Origin of the sequence: Blautia acetica (genome assembly GCF_038739805.1) — a bacterium.
GTDB lineage: Bacteria > Bacillota > Clostridia > Lachnospirales > Lachnospiraceae > Blautia.
The window spans coordinates 17,443-37,756 of the sequence record NZ_JBBEWO010000013.1 but is presented as its reverse complement, the minus strand read 5'-3'; the positions used below and the strand labels follow the sequence as shown (position 1 = coordinate 37,756).

The window sequence follows — 20,314 nt, the reverse complement described above, 5'->3', positions numbered from 1 at the left end:
GGCAGGACACCTTCCTTTTTACGGGAACATATCCTGCCTGATGTTTTATATATTGTTTAATTTTCTCATTTAACCTTTTAATCGGCTTTCAATATCTGATGCACTATACAGTACATCTGTTACAATCACCTTATCTCCCTGGATTACAAAAAAGACCGAATAATTGTCTACCAACAATCTTCTCATCTCTTTGCTTCGTTCCGGCTCTGATTCCATAATACGGATTCTCTCAGCCATAGTATCCAATGTTAAAATAGCGTCTGCAATCCGGTTGTATTGATCCATCGCATTTTCTGGTGCCTGAAGAACATAAGCGATGTGATTATATAACTGCTCCATATCAGCCAATGCTTCATTTGTAATCTCAACCGTATAGTGTTTCATATCAATGATTCTCCCTGAATTTTGCGAACGCTTCTGCTGCATTTTGCACTCTTCCTGCAGCTATATCATTGTAACCTTTTTCCAATTTCTGATGGATTTCTTCTGTTGTCATGGCATCTGCATGAATCGATACTGGTGCTTTTGGTAAAGAAACAGAAAATGGAATTCCACCTGTAAGAGAAATTTGATTCAAGTACATATCAATCGCTGTTGACATAGGAACACCTAACTGAGACAATACTTTTTCTGCCCGCTCTTTGACAGTTGGGTTTACTCTTAAGTTTAATGTTGCTGTTTTTTCCATGATCACACCTCCTTGTTTCTTATATTGTAACGCTTTTGTCGTTACAATTCAAGCACTATTTCTCACATTTTCTAAGTTTTATATCCGATTTTACATTTTCATTATACTCTCAGATTTTCGCTTAAAAAACACATTCCAGATAGATGGCAGATACATCCAGATAGCTGCAAAAGTCCCAGTCTTTAAACACTTTCTGACACTACATCACGCCACATTTCGTTGTACATCCTACATCCTCGAACACTTTTGTGTATGATGGTACTGTCCTTTTCATGCAGCCCTGTCTCATATTCTGCACTTTTCGGGTGCTTTCAAACACTTCCCGGCAACTTCAGTTCCAAAAAGCCACCAAAGAGCTGGAAAAGCGCCCATCTTCGAACACTTTCCCAACACTACAAGACTACACAAGCCGCCACGATCCGTTGCACATCCATTAACTTCGAACACTTTTTGTTCCGTAGTGCCACTTCTTACCTGCAGCTTGTCTCATATTCTGCACTTTTGGGGTACTTTTGAACACTTTCTGACATTACTGACTCCGAAGCGTACTGGAGATATCCAGAGACCGGAAGAAAGTTCCCACTGTTGAACACTTTTTCCCCTTTAAGCTCCTGTTTTTACTGCCACAAGGATGTTCCGGGCTTGTTTCCACTCATAAGAGCAGGTCACCAGCGTCAGAGTTTTCTCACAACCTATGCCATCTACCCCTGTTTCAAACAACGACAGCGCTTTTGCCTGCGCTACATAAGCCTCCAATTCCTGTGGACTCTGAAAAGATGTCCTCTGGAAGTCGAACATGGACACATCGGCTTTCAAAACTGCCGCTATCCGGTACTCCTCCATCCCTCCCGGTGTCTGAAAGAACACCCTGGGATGTGCTTTCCAGTAATCATAGGAGGCGTACTGATCCAGATTCCCGAACATTGCCCCGCTGTTCATGTTGTGACCGTAGATGGTCAGATTTCCCGATTCTCCCAGAATACAGTCTGCCTGGAGGAACAAACTTCCATTGATGTCGTAGTTTCCCCGGTAATCCCTCGGCAGATAATACTCCGGTTCTTCCGGGCTGCTCTGCAGTACCGGATAATCGATGCCACTCTCCTGGATCGTAAGCCAGCCCCGAACATCCGGATACTGACTCTGGAGGGAGCGAAAGTCAACGGCAGGCACTTCCAGTTCTCTTCCAGCCTGTTCTTCTTTTTGTGTTGGAGAGCCCCCGCCCGGAGGAAATTCCTCCGGGAAGTGGGATTTTAAGTCCTCCACCAGTTCCCGGTTCTGCCGGGGGATGATAACAAAATCATAATAAAGCAACGCTGCACTCATTATGCAGATGACACACAACATCACCTGCAGAATCCACAGCCTACTCTTCTTTTTTCGTTTCATCTGCTTTTTCTGTCTTTCCATGTTTCTTCTTATAAATCATGGTTGCCATGAGTCCGGCTGCTGATGCTCCCAGGAGAACAAACAGCAGGATTGGTTTCCAGTGGTCATCCCCTGTCTGCGGTACACCCGGTGTTTCCGGTGTTCTTGCATCTTTCATTTCCACCTTCTGGATTTCCATGGTATCTTCCAATGTGAATTTCACATCTTCTGCAATCTCATAGCCTTCCGGCGCTGTGATCTCACGCAGAGTCAGCTCTTCCCCTACCGGAAGTTTCTCTGCCAGATGAGGCTTTCCATCCGTTACCCACTCTTCCAGAATCTCACCCTCTTTATTTAAGATCTGCAGCTTGGCACCTTCCAGTTCCTCGCCTGTGGTAATATCCGTCTTGGAAATTTCCACTTTGGAATAATCATCCTTCATCTCCACCTTGGTCACACTGCCATCTTCTTTTACTTCAAACTCGATATCTTCTGCAGATACATAGCCCTCTGCATAAGGCGGCAGTTCTTCGTGAAGGATATACGTTCCTTCTGGCAGTCCATAAACTACGTGTGGTTCTTTTGCACTGATCCACTCTTCTACGATGTTGCCCTCTTTATCGATGATCTGAAGCTTCGCGCCTTCCAGTTCTTCCCCGGTTGTTGCATCGGTTTTCGTAAATTGGCTCTCAGTCGGCTGGTTTTCCACTTCTTTTGTCAGCTTGATTTCTGCAAGGTTCTGGTCTGTGTAAGAGGCATCCATCTCCCAGATTTCTTCATTTGGAAGATATCCCGGTTTTCTCACTTCCTCTTTTACATAATATTTCCCATGATAGAGGTCGCTGTCAAAGGTAAGCTGTCCCTTCTCATCCGTTGCTTTCTTCTCCAGCAGAGTGTCCTTTTCCACAAGAACCTCACCCTGCTGGGAGAGGATATCTTCTTTGGCATACAATCCAAAGATCACGCCTTCCAGCTTCTCTTCTGTGACTGCATCCTTCTTTTCTACAGAAATGGAAATCTTCTGTCGCTCATTTTTATAAGCAACCCCTTCATAAACAACTGCCTGAGTATCATCCTCTACGGTCAGGGTAAATTCTTTCTGTTCCGGGTTCAATACGAAATGGTCACCTGCCACCGTTTCTTTCAGATAATAAGAACCCAATGGAAGATTATTTACCACTGCCTTTCCTTCTGAATCGGTCACTAAAGTTGCCACCAGATCGTCTTTTTCATAACGGATGACCGGATTGCCTTGCTCATCCTTTGCTCCGTCCGGGGAATAAATGGTGTCCTTGGCATACAGTTCAAAGGCTGCCCCTTCCACACCGGATTCTTCATATACAAAGTCATGGAACACCCCAGTATCGGTATCCTCTCCGGTCACTGCATCTTTGATCTTTCCTGCCAGTCTCTTTGCCTTTGCAAGCAGGGAATCCCCCTTCACTTCCACTGGCTGTTCCCCGGTTTTGGTCAGTGTCAGGCTTCCCACCTGCTCATCGTTTGGCTGCTCGACTTCCACGATGACTGCCCCGGTATCGGGATCGATCTGATGGGCGGTATCGGAAGAAACCGTGATCACGATTCCCTCTTTCGGGTTCTCTTTGTAACTGCCTTTTCCGGTCACTTCCAATGGAGAAATTACTTTTTCCCCTTCATACAAGGAACTCTCATATCCCTGTCTTACAAACCCTTCCGGTGCTTTCACTTCTTCGATCCGGTAAGTAGAACATTTCAATTCTTCCGGTGTTACCAGATAGCCTTCCTCATTGGTCTTAAAAACGCTGATGGTCTCTTTCTTCGGATAGAATACCGTCTGCTCTACATATTCCTCTTTTTCCATGTCAAAGATTTTATAGGAAGCTCCTGCTTTTAAAACCGGATTGCCTGTCTGTGCATCCTTTTTCACGATTTTTAACAAAAACTCAAACGGACGGTCATCGAACACACGCCATACCATCGGTTCTCTGCTGTCCTCATCAACCTTCACCAAAAACGGATCGATGGCTTTCAAGTTCTCCGGTACGGTGCTTTCCTCTACCACATAAAGACCATACGGAAGCTCCGGACTGAGAGCATATCCTTTTTTATCTGTAATAAGCTCCTGTACTGGGACAGCCTTGCCATCCACATAGGTCACTGCCACCTCTTCCTTACTGAAATCATAACCTCGGAAATCTTCCGCAGTAAACTGATCCCCATTGGATGGCTGTAATTCCCCACTCTCTACTTTGGAAAGGCTGCTGATCAGATACACCTTAAAACCTGCTCCTTCCACAAGGTCTGTTTCTGTCTGGTCTCCATCTTCGCTGATCTTGATCAGCTGGAACGCCTGCTTTTTCACCTGTTCCTGTACCGTCAGGTCCCTGGTTACCTCTGCCACTTCCTGTCCTTCGTAAGCAAGGTCCACCTCATACTCTGTTGGATCTACCGTATAGCCTTCCGGCGGAGTGATCTCTTTCACATACATTTTCCCCAGATACAATTTGGAAAAATCTAAGGTACCATCCTCCTTGATCACGCCCTGTGCGATGAGGCTGTCTTTTTTGAACAGAACCCCCGTCTTTCCATCCGGGTGGACGATATCCTCTCTGGCATACAGACCATACACAGCCCCGGCAAGGGAACTATCTCCCTGGGGAAGAAAAGCCTGTGTCTCCTTATCGATCTTTTGGATATGGACAGCACCTTTCACCCTCTCATCGGTTGCTGAGATGGTGACCGTCTTTCCGGCTTCCACATCCACCTTATGGATCACATCACTCTGTGCATACTTGTCTGGAGCCTTGATCTCCTTCACATATACTGTTTTGATGGCTGCCTCAAAATAATCACTGACTGCTTTTCCCTCTTCCCCGGTGACTGGCATTTCCATCAAAAGATGCTCACACTTGCTGTCTGTATAAATGCCATACACTGCACCGTCTAAAGGATTCTTGGTATCCGCATCCTGTTTGAAAAGCTCGATCCTTGTCATCTCCAGCCAGTCTACCGTAAAACTTACCGGATTGGCTTTCTCCGATTCAAAGACTCCAATGTCCTGATTGCTGTTTCCTGTGGATAATACCAGCGTTCTCCAGGTTTCCCCTACAGAACCATGCAGTTCCCCGGAGGAATAGTTTCCGGTATGAAGCATTGGGGCAGTCAAATAAAAGGTATCCCCGCCATAGATCTTCAGCGCACCATTCTCTGCGGAAGTTCCCTTTGTCTTGTTATAAATGGTGATGTCTTTTGGTACATTGACTGAAATGTAGTTTCGGTGATCCCCGGACAATGTGATATCCGGTGTTTTCTATACATTTCCATTTCGGACTGCTTTTACAGAAGTCTTGGAAAGGGAGATTTCCCCCTTCGGCGGCTCTTCCATAGCAAACAGGTGGTCAATATAGGCGATCACGCCTGCGTTTACCAGATCTTCATACTTACATCCTGTAAATCCTGCCTCACCTGCATAGGCATAGCTGGCTGCGATGTGGGTATATACATATTTCTCTTCTGCACTTTTCCCGGACAGATAACTGCCTGTAATATCCCCGGCGCCGCCATAACCATAATACAGCACCTTCTGCAAGTTCTTATTGCTGTCCAGTACCTGTGCCACATAGTCTCCACTCGGCGGTGAGGAACGATGGGATTCCAGACAGTAAGCGATCTTTCCATTGACCGTAAACCAGCAGGTTAAGTAATTTCCAATATAACTTGGATAGTAGATGGTCTCCCCTTTTTCCAGATGTACGGTTTCCTTTGCTCGGAACGTGTTTTCCGCACCGGAAAGCATCATCACTTCCCCATCCTCAATCTTTTCTTCCAGTTCCCTTGCTGCCTGTGCATCCGCATCTTCCCCGGATACCGTCACTTCCACATCCGGGATCTCCTGCACAGGCGTCTCCGAATCTTCTTCAGAATTCGTATCCTCCTTCTGTTTCTGACCGCCATTTTCTTCTGTATGAGCCTGCCCTTCCGTATCCGTCAGGATGATCTTTCTGCTCACAGAATAGCTGTCACGCGCATCCTTTGGCACAACCCAGTAGGTTGCAATATAGGTTCCTGCCTGGTCAGGGTGGTAGCTCCCTCCATCTTCCGCTTCGATACGTTCCAAGGTAACATCCTCTTGTTCTGAATTGTAATGGATACCTTCCATACAAGTCTCTGCCATAAAATCCTTGTCGGAAATATCTTTCGTGATATCTTCTGCTGTTACCAAATGTTTCGCAGCTTCTGAAGCTTCCTCTGTCTGTTCCGTTTCAGATATTTCTACGCTCTCCGTCACTGGCTCTGACGGATTTTTTGTTTCTGCCGCATGGACATCCGCTAAGTTCCCAAGCGGACTAAGACCCATGAGCAGTGCGAGCCCAAAGGCTGCAAGTCTTGTTTTGATATTCCTGCTCTTCATTGCATTCTCCTTTTTTCGTTAAAAATACCGCAGAGGATTTCCCCTGCGGCGTTGTTATCTACTGACTTCTGTTTTCTTGTGACTGGCTTTTTTCTTTCCCACTTCCTGTCTTGTACGCTTTAGCGCATCGGTCACAGATCGGCTGGAAATCCCATTCTGATGGCAGCCTTCCACGATTCCCATAAAATAAAGATCCGAGGGGATGGCAGGCTGATCCTTATAGGGTGCATTCATGGTATATGCCATGACTTCCCGTTTCACACCATCCTTTCCCTGAACAAGAACAGTCTCCTTCCCATACAGGTGGGGATACCCTTCATAAAAGTCCAGGCTTTTTTCACACTCCGGTGTGATCTTCCAAAGCACCCCTTCCACCCGGCTGCCCTCTTCCGGCAAAATAGTGGCAACACCGCATCCTTTCCCCCTGCCACAGAAGGTCAGGCGGTATCCCTCCAGCTTGACCTTCTCCACTACGGAAGCTGCCGGACAGCGGTACGCCATCTGGTCTAAGTTCATGTTGCTGCCATAGGCAAAATAATAGGATTCTTTCATCTCTTACCTCCTAACGGGCATCCTCCGCCCGATGATTTCGATTCAAACATTCATAGGTACTGCGGTCATATCTCCATGCCCTGTCACCCTCCAGATTGGCAAGCAGATGTTCCCGGACATTCTTATATTCCGGTCCAATGAGCCCCAGCCGCAATAAAAAGGTACGGAAGGTAAATGCCGGATTCTCTGTGATCTCCGTTTTCCGCATCTGGGTGCATTTCTGATTGATGGCCTGGGCAGAGATGGCAAGAGCCAAAGTGATATTTGCCCGCACTTTTCCTGCATGGAGGGTACTCTCAAAACATCTCCACTCCAAAGTTCCTTTGGAAAACACTGCATGAAGGTTCAACGCATAGTACCGGGTATCGTCATAATGATCATGGCTTCCATCCCTGCCCCCATACCATACCCGTTTCAACTTTTCCATGGAAATGGTGCTGTTTGGCATCCGGCGGATCTTCTCCAGCACAATGGGGCGTACCTTCTGGCAATACTCCTGTTCCCTTGATGTCTGCACCTTCAATGCCTTAAACAGGATGTCCTCTTTGGAATACATAATGGTCATGGCATTTTTAAGGCTTCTTGGGGTGTGATTGGAAGCATCCACATGCACATGCTGCCCGCAGGATGCATTTACCTTCGCCCCATGATGCCTGAGACACCGCACCACTTCCTGCAATTTTCCCATTTCTCCATAGGAAAGTTTCGGACTGACCATCTCGGTGCTGTATTCTCTTCCGGCAGGAACCATGCGTCCACGCTCCCTGCGTTCCGTATAGATGCTCCCATCATACATGAACTTCCATTTCTTTCCTTCCTGATCTGTCACAGACCAGACCCCATAATATCCACCGTCGCAAACTGCCCTTGTCCCAAACAGCTCTGCTACTTTCTCCGCAGCCCTCTGCCTGGTGATCCCTGTCATCTCAATCTCTGTACCGAAATATTGATCCTGAATTCCAATTGCCATACTGCCTTACCTCTTTGTCTTTTCATCCTCTGCCCGGATCTCTGTATCTGCCTGCCGAAGAAGCGTTCCGATGGCTTCGATCACGTTGACGGTCACTCCATTTCCAGCCTGTTTATAAAGCTGGCTGTCCGAAGTCAGTCGGTCATTTTTTGCGGACAGTTCAATACATGCCTGTCTGTTTCGCTCCCTGCTCCTGCGTTTGCTCTCGTTTGATTTCTCCCTCTGTATCTTCTTGGCACAAGCAGGACAATACTTCGATATGCCAGAGCGGGGAACATATTCAACACCGCACACCGTACAATTCTTAGGCTTTAACGCAGTCCACCGCTTTGTCGGTGTGATATGTAATTCACCGACAAAGCCGATGAATTTATAATAAATCTTGATTTCCTGCCGCACCATTCCGTCTGTAAGTTTCTCACGTTCCGAAACAAGTATCTTGTCTATAAGTGCGTTTATGATGGTTGCGTCCAGTTCCTTAATGCCTTGATAGTTGCGGATTAGGGAGAGGAAATCACGGACACCCTGCGTCTTCTCATAGCTGTCGCTGAGCGTTTCCGTTACCTCTTTCAGCCTTGCTTCAATTTCAAGCTGTTCTTTCTGGTATTTTCCCGACATCATCTCAAAATTCCGCTCGGTAATACGCTCCATCACCTTATCTTCATAGAGTGAGGAAAACAGCCTGTCCAGTTCTGCAAGGCGTTTGTTCAGTTTTCTTTGCTCCTTTTCCAGTGCCTTTGCCTTGCTCTGGTCTGTTTCCGTGAGCCGCTTTTCAATCGCCCTCACTGCCTTTTCATCATTGACTGCCATATCCGCAAATCGGTTGATGTCGGTGAGGACAGCGTTGAACAAGTCCCTCGCTTCAATGCTGTGTGCGGTACACATGATATTACCGTATCTGCCATAATTATTGCAGGAATATTGTACGCAGTCGATGATGTCGGGGCGTTTCCTCCTGTTGGCACTCATAGCCCGCATCGCATAGCCGCAGTCCGCACACTTAATAACGCCTGCAAAGATGTTCTCAAAGCCGCCCTTGTTTTCTGGTAATCTGCGGCTTGTAATAAGCTGCTGTACGGTATCAAATTCCTCCTGCGTGACTATCCCCTCATGGGTGTCTGGTATCACTTCCCATTCTTCGGGCAGCTTAGAGGGGCGTTTCTTGCTTTTCATGTTGGCGGCAATCCGCTTGTAGCCTGCAAGGTTTCCCGCATATATCGGGCTTCTTAAAATGCCCCTTACGCTGTTCTCGCTCCAAATATAACGGTTCTCCTCATTCTCCTCAAAATACCTCTCATAGCCTGTTGCCCCCTGCTCCGCCGCATAAGCGGCGGGGCGTAAGATATGCTGTTTGTTGATGTGCTTGCGGATTTTGGCGATTCCGTTGCCCGCTAACGCAAGGTCAAATATTTCCCTTACCACATGGGCAACTTTGTCATCTATCAGCAGATGGTTGTGGTCGGCGGGGTCTTTGACGTAACCGTATGGTGCTGTCGTCCCCATGAATTTCCCCTGCTGAAACCTCGCTCGGTACGCCGATTTTATCTTGACCGACACATCGGCGGAATACATTTCGTTTAGGATGTTGCGGAAAGGCGTGATGTCCATAGCGGATTTATTGAGCGTGTCCACGCCGTCATTGACCGCTATATACCTCACATTATGCTCTGGGAAAAACACTTCCAGATACAGTCCGCAATCAAGATAGTTCCTCCCCAGACGAGATAAATCTTTCGTGATAACGCAGTTTATCAGACCGCTTTCAATGTCCTTAATCATGTTCTGGAAACTTGGTCTTTGGAAATTTGTACCAGAGTAACCGTCGTCCACATACGTTTTTGCTAAGTGCCATCCCTGCTTTTTCACATAATCCGTGAGGATGGATTTCTGTGTCGCAATGCTCGCACTCTCGTTATCCGTGCCATCGTCTTTTGACAAGCGGCAGTACATGCCGACTTCATAAATCTTGTTCTCCATTCTTATTCCTGCCATACTGTAAAACCTCCATATCTGTCCTATCTGTTTTCATGTTCCATTGCGTACATTCTAAGCGGACAGCCCCTCATTGTCGAAGGTGTCGCCCTCGGCAATCTTCTTCCGAATATCCTCGGAAATAATCGGGATAAACGCTTCTGTGACTGTCTGCGTGCCGACATATTCACGGCTGATTATCATCTGAACTGGTGCTTTCGGCACGATACGCTTTCTCTTTTTATCTGCTTTCTTATCCTCGCCCATACTTAAATCTTCCTTTCCAGACAGGGCAGGAGAACGTCTGGAAACGCCCCGCCCTGTCAATCAGATACCATCAATCCCCGCTGTTTACTTCTTTCTGTAATGCTTCAAGGAGTGCTGCTGCTTCATCAGCGTTCAACGTGATACCCTTTCCGCACTTCTCACGGTTCGGGGAAAAGCTGCGGATGTCATATTTCGGCTCTCTTCCGTTCCATGAGATAAGATTGATTTCTTTTGTGTAGCCGCTGTCGCCCTTAGACAATACGGCGATTTCCTTTACAATCTCATACTGGATTTCTTTCATTCTTCATACCTCAATTTTCTGCATTTACCTCCCGAAAAGAGAAGATTAGCGGCTGTCCCTGCCCCGTTTCCTCTGCAATTCACGCTCCAAAAGTTTAATGATGGTTTCCTCCATCTGCTTCGGCGTTGTGTTCTTCGGAAAATACTTTTTCAGCTTGCTTGTGTTGATTTTCAAGGTTTCTTTCTGGTTTCCCTTTTCCTCCGTCATAATTGCAAATATCGTATCCATGTCAAGCCGCCCGCTCTGGCTTAGGCTTTTCATCCGCTGTGCCTGTGAGAGTGAGGGCGTTGCTTCTTCGCTCTCCATCGTGGCAAAGAGGTTTTCCTGCTCGTCTTTCTTCAAAAAGGACAGTTCCACCGCAGGCGTGAGGGCGATTTTCCCCTCGTCCACCATCCGCAAAATCGGCGGTATCAGTTCCGTCAAACGGATAAATCTTTGTACGGTCATCCTGCCTACGCCGAAGCCCTGTGCCACCTTGTCGTCCGTCCGCAACTTCGTCACAACTTGTGACGAGGTTAAGTCTGTGCGGAAACCCTGCCGCTTCATGGCTTCGGATTTCATCTTGTAGGCAAACGCCCGCTCTGATGGCAGGATATTCTCACGCTGTAAATTACTGTCTACAAGGGTGATGATGGCTCGGTCACGGTCTAAGGGCAGGACAAACGCAGGCACGGTATTTATCCCTGCAAGTTCAGACGCACGGACACGCCGCTGCCCTGCAATCACTTCATAGCCGTTCCCGTCCTCTTTCGGGCGTGTGATTATCGGCGTGACAATGCCAAATTCCTTGATGCTTTCCGCTAATTCTGACAGCGTTTCATCCTCTGCCACATGAAACGGATTGTCGGGAAACGGGTACAAGTCTTTGGTCTTTAACACCTTAAAATCCTGTTTCTTCATTCACATATCTACCTTTCTTTCGCTCTGCTTTTATGGTTTTTCTGCAATTCTTCCAACACTTCGGGCGGTATCTTTGAGAGCAGCCGCCCCATCTGCTCGTTGGTTCTCTGCAACTCAAATATCTTCTGGTTCGCTTTCTGCACCTTTAGTTCCTGCTCATACTTTTCATCACGCATACGCCCCGCATAGTCTGATTCCTGCCCGATTTGCTCCTTTAGGCTATTGATATAGGCACTCTGCTTACTGATTTCCTTTGAGAATTTCTCCACGTCTGGGAGCCATGCCGCAATCAGTTCCAGAGCCTTGTCACGCTTCTTCCCTGCATTAAAGGCGTTGATGTCGGACAGTGCAGACACAATTTCCTCATACTGTTTATCAAGCCTGCCGCCCAACTTATAGAGCCATGTGGGGACATGTTTCCGCTTCGTTTCCATTGAGGACTGACCTCTTTCAAGCTGATTCCACCGTGAGGACATCCGCTCATGGTAGGCGGTCTGCCATTCGGACAGGCTCTTTTGATTGCCTAAAATTGTTTTGGCAGACAGCTTATTGTCTGGTGTAATCGGCACAAAACAGAGGTGCATATGCGGCGTTCTCTCGTCCATGTGGACGACTGCGGAGAGGATATTTTTCTCCCCGACACGCTCTGAAATGAAATCCAGAGCCATCGTAAAATACGCTTTCTGTTCTTTGGGCGGCAGGCTGTTCATAAATTCTGGCGAAGCCGTGATAAGCGTTTCCACCATCATCACGCTATCTTTCCTCGTCCTGCACCCTGCTTCGGCTACCATGCGGTTAATCTCTTTCTTGTAGGTGTACCTCGGCGGATTCACAAGATGGTAGTTATCTTTCGAGCGTTCCATATCTATATCTGGATTGCTTTTATAGGCTTCTTTTTTACGCTCGTTGTGGCGTTCGCAAGCCGCAACGCCGCCCGCTTTGCGTTTCTGGAAACGCAGGATTGCATAGGGCATAATTCATCATCTTCCTTTCTTCGGCGGGTAAACTGCCCTTTGGGTGACAGCGGTGACGGCGGTGACAGCAGTTTTGGGATACCCCCTGCCGACTGCCGCAACTGTCACCCTCACCCCCTGCATGACGGTCATGTCGATGATGACGGTGTTTTTGGGATACCCCCCTCGCAAGAGCCGTCACCGTCATGCCGCCATTCTTTTATCCGAAGCCGTAAGGCGTAGGATAGCAGGGCACAGCCCTGCCTTAAGGGAGTCCAGAGGGAACGTCTGGCACACGACTTTGCAGGGCAAAGTGTAGTGTGTTACACCCTGTAAACGCAGTCGGAAAAATCGGAATGATTTTTCTGACCGCAGGGGTGGTTTTACACGACCGAAAAGGGCGAGTAAATCTCACGCCTGCATTTTGCGTTTACGGGGTGTTCTCCCGTAGGGATGACAGCGGCAGGGTATCCTAAAATCACTGTCACCACCGTCACTGCTGTCACCCGCAGGGCAGAGCCGCCAGCTTTACATGGCTTTAAGCGTCAATGACAGTAACAGGGGGGTATCCTAATATCGCTGTCACCACCATCACCGCTGTCACCCGCCCTCCTTGCAAGGGCAATCCGCCTGCCGTCTTTCCTGCGGCTGTACTGGTAGCAGATACGGTTCTCGCTTAAAAATGTGGTGCGGTATTCATTCAGCCATTTCGTAATCACCGTGGGTATGGTTTCCGTTTCCCCCATAGCGGCTAACAGTTCCGTTGCCGTGCCTATCCATTCTTCCTTATCCCTCATAAAATCCACCAACCGAAAAAGGACATCTGGTATCGTTTCTTTCGCAAGCTGCTCCTGCGTTTTCCGCTCCACAAGCTCCCAACGGCAATCACGGAAACGCAGCGTGTATTCCTGATAAGGCGTGTCCCTGCCCGTCACATACAGCTTGGCGGTGTCAGACGCACGTTTCTCCTTTTCCAGAACAAAGGTAGCGTCCGCACTCCCCGTTAATCCTGTCGTCCCAGACACCTTGTTGAACACGTCGCTGTCATTCTGCTTTCGGATGTGGTGTACGACAATGACCGCCAGAGAGTGCCTGTCGGCAAAGTCTTTGATGAGGGAGATGTCCCCATAGTCGCTTGCATAGGCATTGTCTTTTGAAGCTGTACGGACTTTCTGCAAGGTATCAATGACAATGAGCCTGCTGTCTGGGTAATCTTTCAGATAATCTTCAAGCTGCACGATAAGACCGTCTGACAGCTTGCAGCTTGCCACGGCAAAGTGGAGCCGCCCGCTTGCTTCGTCCGTCAAACGAAATAACCTGTCCTGTATGCGGCAGAACGTGTCCTCAAGGCAGAGGTAAAGCACATCGCCCTCCATTGTCGGCATATCCCATAAAGGGATTCCCTGCGACACGCATAAGCATAGCTTCAGCATGAGCCAGCTTTTGCCTATCTTCTGTGAGCCGCAGAACAGCGATAAGCCTGTCGGGATAAGGCTGTCCACCACAAAGGATGGTTTCTCAAGCGGTTCATAAAGGAGCGTTTCGGCGTTGACTGTCTGTAACTTCTGCATGGCTTTCCTCCTTTCGGGCGGTGTCTTTGTTTTCGTTGCACATAGGCGTTGACCTCCTTAAAAATAGATTTACTCCCACGGAAAAAAGTGAGAGTATGTAATGCCGCCAATCCCACACAAATAAAAAACAGATTTCTTTTTCGGGCGGTGTCGGTCACGGTTGGAGATATTTCTTCAATTTCCGCCTTTACTTTCTCCTTTGCAATCGCAACAGATTTCTGTATTGCCGAAGCGGTGCAATGCTCCATAGCGGCGATTTGGTAAAAATTGAACTCATACTCGTAGTAGAGCAGGAAACGCCGCCTTTGTATCTCTGGAAGGCTCCCAACCGCCTTATAGAGCGTTTCATTCCGTTCTTCCTCAACCATGCGTTCATCAAGGCTCTTAGGCACACGCAACGCCCGTCTGTAAAGGGTTTCGTCCCATACCTCGTTAAACTCCCTGTGCCGCTCGTCCCATTAGAAAAGATTCCTGTTCCTGCGCTCCATCTGCCGAAACTCCATAAAGAACTGTTCCGACACTTCCAACTCGTGGGATTTGCCCTGCCCGTCCTTAAAGCTGATAAAATACCTTGTGCCGCTTTCCGTGGATTCCTCCCGAAGCGTGTATGCCTTAACCCTGTATGCCATCCTGTTGTCCTCCTGCAAAAAATGAGTGAGGGGATTTCCATCCCTCACCCAGTAGCCCGCAGGATGGCAGGCTGTTTTAGAAGCTATAAAATTTTCCGCAGCTTCTTCCGCAGATGGTCTAACCTCGCATAGATGGCACCAGTCGTCAAATGCACAAGCGGGGCAATCTCCTTTGTGGAATACCCCTGCATTTTCAGCAGGACGATTTTCAAGGTACGCCCGTCCACCGTGACTAATACTTGATAGAGATTTTCGCTCTCAATCTCTTCCAGTAACTCCGCAACCGTACCCACTTCCGCCTGCCGCTCCCTGCCTGCCATGTCCTCAAGATATTCCGCAACGTCATTCGTCCATCGGTAAAACCGCCTGTTGGAATTGAAGTCTGCCCTGTCCGCCATGCGTATCTGCTCAATGGTCGCTTCATCAACGCCGCACTCACGCAGCAGCTTTTCCTCCGCTTCTTTCCAGATACGCCATTTCCTGTCCTCCCGTCCGTGGTTGTATGCCATTCTTACTTCCTCCAATCAGAATTGATTGAGAGGGCAGAGAAAAGCCCCCTCATCTTCCCAAAGGAAAAAACAAGGGGGCTGAACGCCTTAAATTTTAATTTTCTATTATCTTTCTTAGTTTTATTAGGATTCTGGCTTTGCGTTTGTTTACAACGCTCTGGGTTATGCCCAACCTCGCCCCGACTTCACGCTCGGAAAGTCCGTCAAAAAAGATTGCCTGTATCAGCTCCTGTTCACTATCCGACAGCAAAGGCAGGGCGGCTTTCAGCCTGTCCACCATGACCGCATTGACAACGGTTTCTGCAATGTCCACCGCTTCATCAGTGATAAAGTCCAGAGGATTCCCCTCGCTGTCCGTAAATCCGTCGAGAGATAGCAGTCTATTCTTTGTATCTAATTTTTGCAGATAACGCCACCGTTCCTTGTCACGGTAGAAGTCTGTGTATTGCTCCCTCACGACTTCAAGCAGACAGCCTTGAATGGGGATAAACAGCTTGTCCATATAGGTCTGGTCGGATTCCCTGCAACGGCAGAACTCCGTGTAGGATAATTCCACATAGCCGCCACTTTCTCTGATATATACCTTTCTTGGTGCATATTTCACCATAAATACCTCCCATCTGAATTTTTGAAATGTAAAAAATCCAGATGGAGAGGCGGAGAACGACACCGCATATCAGAAACAGCCCTACGGCACTTTCCAACAAAAATCGACAAAAGAAAAACCGCAAAGGCTCTGTGACCTTTACGGTTATAGGAAATAGTAATTCTATTGTATGGAGATTGTACTTCTACTTTCAAGGTGAGAAGTACCGTTGCACTGGCAGAAATTTTTTTAACTGGTTTCCTGCCGTTCTCTGATATGCTATGTATTGATAAATTTTGCTTCGTATGAGCAGATAGATAACTGCCCGAAAAAAGGACATAAAAAAATCCCTCCAAATTTAAAAACAAATTCAGAGGGTAATTTAGGGTATAACAAAATAACCCACCCGAATATCGTTTTTTTTATTTGGTGAGTTTGTTCTTTCAAATACGAAACAAAAAGAGCCGATGATTCGTGAATTGTTCCACAATTTCATCGGCTCTGCGTCTTAAGCGTCTGGCTCTTTGATGACAGTTATCTTCAAGTTGTCAACTTTAATCAATCTTTCTTGTCTGCATTTTGGACAATAAAGGGGATAATTCTCCAAAACAGTGTCCTTCCTAATTTTATTACGGGTTTTGCTCCCACAAACAGGACACAATATCCATTCGCATTTCATCATAATTAGTCTCTAATCCTTTCAAATCTCATTTTATATGACTTTTGCAAGCTGTTAAGCTAACTTGTGGAACATATGCCGAACCTTATCTATACGGCTATTCGGGCGGCGGGGTTGGCAAATAAATTTACCAATAGCTGGCTGGTATCCTTTTAACTCTGTCAAGCAGACTCCCTGCCCATTTGTGAAATAAGTTAAATCGTTCCTGTATTCTTGAATACATCTAGCAGGGATTTCTCCTTTCAGAATGACCTCGTCATTCTTTATCTGAGTACTTACAATATCTGCACAATACCTTGGAGCATCATGATACGCCCGTGAGAGATATTCCTGCGGTGCATAAATTTCAAAGTGGAGATATGGCTCTAATAGTTCTGTCCCTGCTTTTTTTAAAGCCTGCTCCAATACGATAGGGGAAAGCAGCCGAAAGTCTGCGGGGGTACTTACAGGACTATAATACAATCCATATTCAAAACAGATTTTACAGTCTGTCACTTTCCATCCATACAGCCCCTGCTCGCAGCCATAAAGAACCCCCTCCATAACCGCATTTTGGAACGATTGATTTAAATATCCAAGTGAAACTCTGCTTTCATACTGCACTCCGCTTCCAATAGGGAGCGGCTCTATGGACAACCCGACAGAAGCCCAGAAAGGATTTGGCGGGACTTCTATGTGGATGGTATATTCTGCTTTTCTAAGCGGTCTTTCCATATATATAACAGTAGGCTCTTTTATTTCTGCCTCCACATGATATTTTTCCTCAAGGATGGCACAAATGACTTCCATCTGCACATTCCCCAAAAAAGAAAGTATAATCTCATGCGTTGTAGTATCCACATAATATTTTAAAAGAGGGTCGCCATCTGAAATTTCTGTAAGTGCCCCAAGCAATATTTCCCGCTGTTCAGATTTCTTTACTGCAATCGTTGTTTGGAGCATAGGGAGAGGATTTTCAATAAATTTTCTCTGCGGCAACAGTATTTCGTTCCCCAAAATACTGTTTAGCTGCAAAACATCATTTGGTAAAATTACAATATCACCAGAGCAGGCTGTATCGGATGAATATAATTCACCGTTTGTCGGAACACACATCTCTGTGATTTTTATTTTCTCTTTTTCAGATATTCTAATAACATCCCTCAAATGCAATGTTCCGCTATATATACGCACATAAACAAAACGCCGCCTTTTCTCTGAATATTCAATCTTAAAAACCTGCCCGCATAGTTCAGATTGACCTTCAGGCGTTGATGAATAAAATTTACTGGCAATTACTTCTATAAGCTGCCGAATCCCCAGATTGTTTTTAGCGCTTCCGTGATAAACGGGAAATAACGTTCCGTTTTGGAATCTCCTGTTTTCTTCCTGTTCCAGTTCTGACATTTTAAACGGTTTCCCTGACATATATTTCTCTAATAGTTCATCGTTTCCCATAATTACCGCATCCCACTGTTCCATATCGTCATTGTCCGTTACATTTATATGGGGATGCTGCCCAACCTTTTGCTTCACTATAATTTCCGAAGAAAGCTTTGCTTTCATTTCCCGATATACCATTGGCAAATCAATCCCCTCTTGGTCAATTTTATTGATGAAAAAAATTGTCGGAATCTTCATTATCTGTAGTGCATGAAACAGTATACGGGTCTGTGCCTGTATGCCATCCTTTGCAGAAACTAATAATACTGCTCCGTCTAATACGGATAAAGAACGGTATACTTCCGCCAAAAAATCCATATGGCCTGGCGTATCTATAATGTTGACTTTTACATCCTCCCACTGAAAAGATGTCACTGCTGTCTGGATAGTGATTCCCCTTTGACGCTCCAAATTCATTGTATCTGTCCTTGTTGTGCCTTCATCTACGCTCCCTAGTTCTGCAATTGCACCACTGGTATACAATAAACTTTCCGTTAATGTTGTCTTTCCTGCGTCAACGTGAGCCAGAATGCCTAAGTTAATTATTTTCATGTGATTTTCCTCCTATCAACACCCAAAAAAGGGCATAAAAATACCCAGTGATAAATACTCCTATCACTGGGTAAATAACTCCAATAGCCCCAAAACACTTATATGTTTTCGGGCATATAAAATTACATGATAAAAGTATTCTTAAACTGGGTACAAAAAACTAAGCCCCATATTAAAAGTGAAACGAGACTGCTACTTTTTGTTCCCACTATCAAATTGACAGTTTATTTAAGAATACCTTGCCGCATATTTATTAACTCCTTGTATAATACTGAATCTAATTATATTCCTTAACCCTTTATTTGTCAAGCTGACAAACTAAAGCAGAAAAAGCGGCAGGATTTCCCCCTGCCACTAATCATCTGTTTATGCAAAAATAATTTCCTTTTCCACAATCTCCCTCGCACAAGCCCTTATGTTATTGAGGCATCCTGTCCATTCTAAGGCGTTTTCTGCCTTTAGCTGTTCCGTTATGCCCTGTGCCTGTTTCATACCCTCTATGAGCCTTTCAAAGCGTTCCTGTGCCTGTCTGTTGATGTCGGCAAGGTAGGCGTTTAGCCTGCCTCTTGTAAGAAGATTGGTGTATGTAACTTTACGGTACTGTTTTAGATAATCTAAATGCCGTTGCCCCCAGATGCCTATTGCCTGTTCTTCTTCGGCGGGTACAGTTAAGCACGGTATCAAATAATCCCCTTGCCTTTCGTATTTGCCGCCCAGTTCCTCAAATAATGATTTTGCCATTGTCTGTTACCTCCACATTCTTTTTTATTTTGAATGTCCGCAAAATCCGTCCTACATCTCCTGTTCTATGCGGTCAATCTGCCAGTCATAAAAGCCCTGCAGCCGCAGACACTCCCTTGGCACCAGCCTCCGGATTCTGCCCCGATAGGTAACTCCATGCCGGTCTGTGGCAGTAATGGTGAACATCGGCTCTTCCGGCTTCTTCATCCTCCGGCCATTCTGCCGGGTTTCTTCTCTTCCCGGATTCAGCACTGCCCTGGCACCTTCCTCTTTTAAGACACCGGAACATTCCCCTTTGTGATTATGGATGCCCGATTGTCTGGTATTCAGACACCTGCAATGTTCTGTGACAAGAGGCGGCGGAGATAGATCCACAAAATGAAGCGTTCCCTGCTGGATTCCTGTGGTAAGGGTATGGGCGATCTGATGCCCCACACGCCCTCTTCTGGTGTTCAGTCCTGCATATCCTAAGTCAATGCTGTCGCCTGGATACGCCATCTTATATCCCTGCTTTGTATTCTCCTTAATAGGAACACCCACTTCATACAACCCTGTCTTACCACCCACACCTCCGGCTCCGGAAGTCAGGGTACAGCTTAACCCTTCGGCTTTGTAGATCCGTTCCCCTTGCCTTCCTGTCTGGATTTGTACAAGAGGCGTTCCATTTGCTGTTGGGAAAGGTAATATTTTTCCGGCACATCGTTGATCAAGATATCCGACAATATACACCCGTTTTCTGGATTGGGGGACTCCAAAATCCTTGCTGTTAAGCACTTTCCATTCCACACCGTACCCCAGCTCAGATAACGTACTGAGGATGGTGTGAAACGTCCTGCCTTTGTCATGCGAAAGCAGTCCGGGAACATTTTCAAGGATGAAATACGCAGGTCGCTTGTCTGCAACCAGTCTGGCAATCTCGAAGAACAGAGTTCCTCTGGCATCTGCAAATCCTTCCCGCTTTCCGGCGATAGAGAATGCCTGGCAAGGAAATCCTGCACACAAAAGATCAAAGTCCGGCATTCGTTCAGTTTCGATTGTTCTTGCGTCATTGCAAAACCACTCCCCTTCTGTGTCGAACAGCAATCGGTAGTTCTTATCCGCATAAGCATCCACCTCGCAGTGTCCCACACAGGTAAAACCGCCTGCACGTCTTAACCCTTCCCGGAATCCCCCGATCCCGCTGAATAAATCAAAAAATCGAATGGTTGCGGCTATCAACCTCCTTTGCTGAATAAAAAAAACAGGCGGCATGGTTTTTCTCCCACACC

The 20,314-nt window shown here is 46.7% G+C and carries 16 protein-coding genes and 3 pseudogenes; all 19 read right to left on the bottom strand.

What is annotated here, in order from left to right:
* Positions 1-69: 69 nt before the first annotated feature.
* Positions 70-384: a type II toxin-antitoxin system RelE/ParE family toxin gene (locus WBS51_RS09825; RefSeq protein WP_009248023.1), complete on the bottom strand. Its 315-nt coding sequence runs from the start codon at positions 382-384 to the stop codon at positions 70-72.
* A gap of 1 nt (position 385) precedes the next feature.
* Positions 386-688 (bottom strand): type II toxin-antitoxin system RelB/DinJ family antitoxin, encoded by a 303-nt coding sequence (locus tag WBS51_RS09820; RefSeq protein ID WP_009248024.1) that lies wholly within the window; start codon positions 686-688, stop codon positions 386-388.
* A 603-nt stretch (positions 689-1,291) separates the two neighbouring features.
* Positions 1,292-2,074, bottom strand: coding sequence for a class B sortase (locus tag WBS51_RS09815; protein ID WP_031476124.1), 783 nt, complete (start codon positions 2,072-2,074; stop codon positions 1,292-1,294).
* Positions 2,052-6,443: pseudogene (locus tag WBS51_RS09810) on the bottom strand (SpaA isopeptide-forming pilin-related protein). Before WBS51_RS09810 ends, WBS51_RS09815 begins: the two are co-directional and overlap by 23 nt.
* Before the next feature lie 54 nt (positions 6,444-6,497).
* Positions 6,498-6,995 carry a gamma-glutamylcyclotransferase family protein gene (locus WBS51_RS09805; RefSeq protein WP_009248027.1) on the bottom strand — a complete coding sequence of 166 codons (498 nt, stop codon included), beginning with the start codon at positions 6,993-6,995 and terminating at the stop codon, positions 6,498-6,500.
* A gap of 10 nt (positions 6,996-7,005) precedes the next feature.
* Positions 7,006-7,965 carry an amidoligase family protein gene (locus tag WBS51_RS09800; protein ID WP_114002307.1) on the bottom strand — a complete coding sequence of 320 codons (960 nt, stop codon included), beginning with the start codon at positions 7,963-7,965 and terminating at the stop codon, positions 7,006-7,008.
* Between the two features lie 6 nt (positions 7,966-7,971).
* Positions 7,972-9,957: a recombinase family protein gene (locus tag WBS51_RS09795; RefSeq protein WP_342694075.1), complete on the bottom strand. Its 1,986-nt coding sequence runs from the start codon at positions 9,955-9,957 to the stop codon at positions 7,972-7,974.
* 54 nt (positions 9,958-10,011) lie between these two features.
* A complete protein-coding gene (locus WBS51_RS09790; protein WP_002596259.1) occupies positions 10,012-10,203 on the bottom strand; it encodes a hypothetical protein in 192 nt (63 codons plus the stop codon).
* Between the two features lie 70 nt (positions 10,204-10,273).
* Positions 10,274-10,504, bottom strand: coding sequence for a YdbC family protein (locus WBS51_RS09785; protein WP_002596258.1), 231 nt, complete (start codon positions 10,502-10,504; stop codon positions 10,274-10,276).
* 45 nt (positions 10,505-10,549) lie between these two features.
* Positions 10,550-11,404, bottom strand: coding sequence for a ParB/RepB/Spo0J family partition protein (locus tag WBS51_RS09780; protein WP_002596257.1), 855 nt, complete (start codon positions 11,402-11,404; stop codon positions 10,550-10,552).
* An 8-nt stretch (positions 11,405-11,412) separates the two neighbouring features.
* The gene (gene mobV / locus WBS51_RS09775; protein WP_002596256.1) at positions 11,413-12,378 is read right to left on the bottom strand and encodes a MobV family relaxase; all 966 of its coding nucleotides are present in this window, start codon (positions 12,376-12,378) and stop codon (positions 11,413-11,415) included.
* 517 nt (positions 12,379-12,895) lie between these two features.
* Positions 12,896-13,928 (bottom strand): annotated as a pseudogene (locus WBS51_RS09770) (AAA family ATPase).
* Positions 13,929-14,082: 154 nt separating this feature from the next.
* Positions 14,083-14,557, bottom strand: a pseudogene (locus WBS51_RS09765) (RNA polymerase sigma factor).
* Positions 14,558-14,640: 83 nt separating this feature from the next.
* A complete protein-coding gene (locus WBS51_RS09760; protein ID WP_000323895.1) occupies positions 14,641-15,066 on the bottom strand; it encodes an RNA polymerase sigma factor in 426 nt (141 codons plus the stop codon).
* Positions 15,067-15,160: 94 nt separating this feature from the next.
* On the bottom strand, positions 15,161-15,670 hold the full coding sequence (locus tag WBS51_RS09755) for a sigma-70 family RNA polymerase sigma factor (protein WP_105116765.1): 510 nt from the start codon (positions 15,668-15,670) through the stop codon (positions 15,161-15,163).
* 490 nt (positions 15,671-16,160) lie between these two features.
* A complete protein-coding gene (locus WBS51_RS09750; RefSeq protein WP_004614788.1) occupies positions 16,161-16,331 on the bottom strand; it encodes a cysteine-rich KTR domain-containing protein in 171 nt (56 codons plus the stop codon).
* A 54-nt stretch (positions 16,332-16,385) separates the two neighbouring features.
* Positions 16,386-18,305 carry a tetracycline resistance ribosomal protection protein Tet(O) gene (gene tet(O), locus WBS51_RS09745; RefSeq protein ID WP_000691758.1) on the bottom strand — a complete coding sequence of 640 codons (1,920 nt, stop codon included), beginning with the start codon at positions 18,303-18,305 and terminating at the stop codon, positions 16,386-16,388.
* Between the two features lie 366 nt (positions 18,306-18,671).
* Positions 18,672-19,046 carry a TnpV protein gene (locus WBS51_RS09740; RefSeq protein ID WP_342694074.1) on the bottom strand — a complete coding sequence of 125 codons (375 nt, stop codon included), beginning with the start codon at positions 19,044-19,046 and terminating at the stop codon, positions 18,672-18,674.
* A gap of 51 nt (positions 19,047-19,097) precedes the next feature.
* Positions 19,098-20,297 carry a DNA (cytosine-5-)-methyltransferase gene (gene dcm, locus WBS51_RS09735; protein WP_342694073.1) on the bottom strand — a complete coding sequence of 400 codons (1,200 nt, stop codon included), beginning with the start codon at positions 20,295-20,297 and terminating at the stop codon, positions 19,098-19,100.
* Positions 20,298-20,314: the final 17 nt, after the last annotated feature.

Excerpts from the sequence above, each read along its gene's own strand:
- WBS51_RS09825 (WP_009248023.1), bottom strand. The coding sequence starts at position 384 with ATGAAACACTATACGGTTGAGATTACAAATGAAGCATTGGCTGATATG.
- WBS51_RS09820 (WP_009248024.1), bottom strand. The coding sequence starts at position 688 with ATGGAAAAAACAGCAACATTAAACTTAAGAGTAAACCCAACTGTCAAA.
- WBS51_RS09815 (WP_031476124.1), bottom strand. The coding sequence starts at position 2,074 with ATGAAACGAAAAAAGAAGAGTAGGCTGTGGATTCTGCAGGTGATGTTG.
- WBS51_RS09805 (WP_009248027.1), bottom strand. The coding sequence starts at position 6,995 with ATGAAAGAATCCTATTATTTTGCCTATGGCAGCAACATGAACTTAGAC.
- WBS51_RS09800 (WP_114002307.1), bottom strand. The coding sequence starts at position 7,965 with ATGGCAATTGGAATTCAGGATCAATATTTCGGTACAGAGATTGAGATG.
- WBS51_RS09795 (WP_342694075.1), bottom strand. The coding sequence starts at position 9,957 with ATGGCAGGAATAAGAATGGAGAACAAGATTTATGAAGTCGGCATGTAC.
- WBS51_RS09790 (WP_002596259.1), bottom strand. The coding sequence starts at position 10,203 with ATGGGCGAGGATAAGAAAGCAGATAAAAAGAGAAAGCGTATCGTGCCG.
- WBS51_RS09785 (WP_002596258.1), bottom strand. The coding sequence starts at position 10,504 with ATGAAAGAAATCCAGTATGAGATTGTAAAGGAAATCGCCGTATTGTCT.
- WBS51_RS09780 (WP_002596257.1), bottom strand. The coding sequence starts at position 11,404 with ATGAAGAAACAGGATTTTAAGGTGTTAAAGACCAAAGACTTGTACCCG.
- mobV (WP_002596256.1), bottom strand. The coding sequence starts at position 12,378 with ATGCCCTATGCAATCCTGCGTTTCCAGAAACGCAAAGCGGGCGGCGTT.
- WBS51_RS09760 (WP_000323895.1), bottom strand. The coding sequence starts at position 15,066 with ATGGCATACAACCACGGACGGGAGGACAGGAAATGGCGTATCTGGAAA.
- WBS51_RS09750 (WP_004614788.1), bottom strand. The coding sequence starts at position 16,331 with ATGAAATGCGAATGGATATTGTGTCCTGTTTGTGGGAGCAAAACCCGT.
- WBS51_RS09740 (WP_342694074.1), bottom strand. The coding sequence starts at position 19,046 with ATGGCAAAATCATTATTTGAGGAACTGGGCGGCAAATACGAAAGGCAA.
- dcm (WP_342694073.1), bottom strand. The coding sequence starts at position 20,297 with ATGCCGCCTGTTTTTTTTATTCAGCAAAGGAGGTTGATAGCCGCAACC.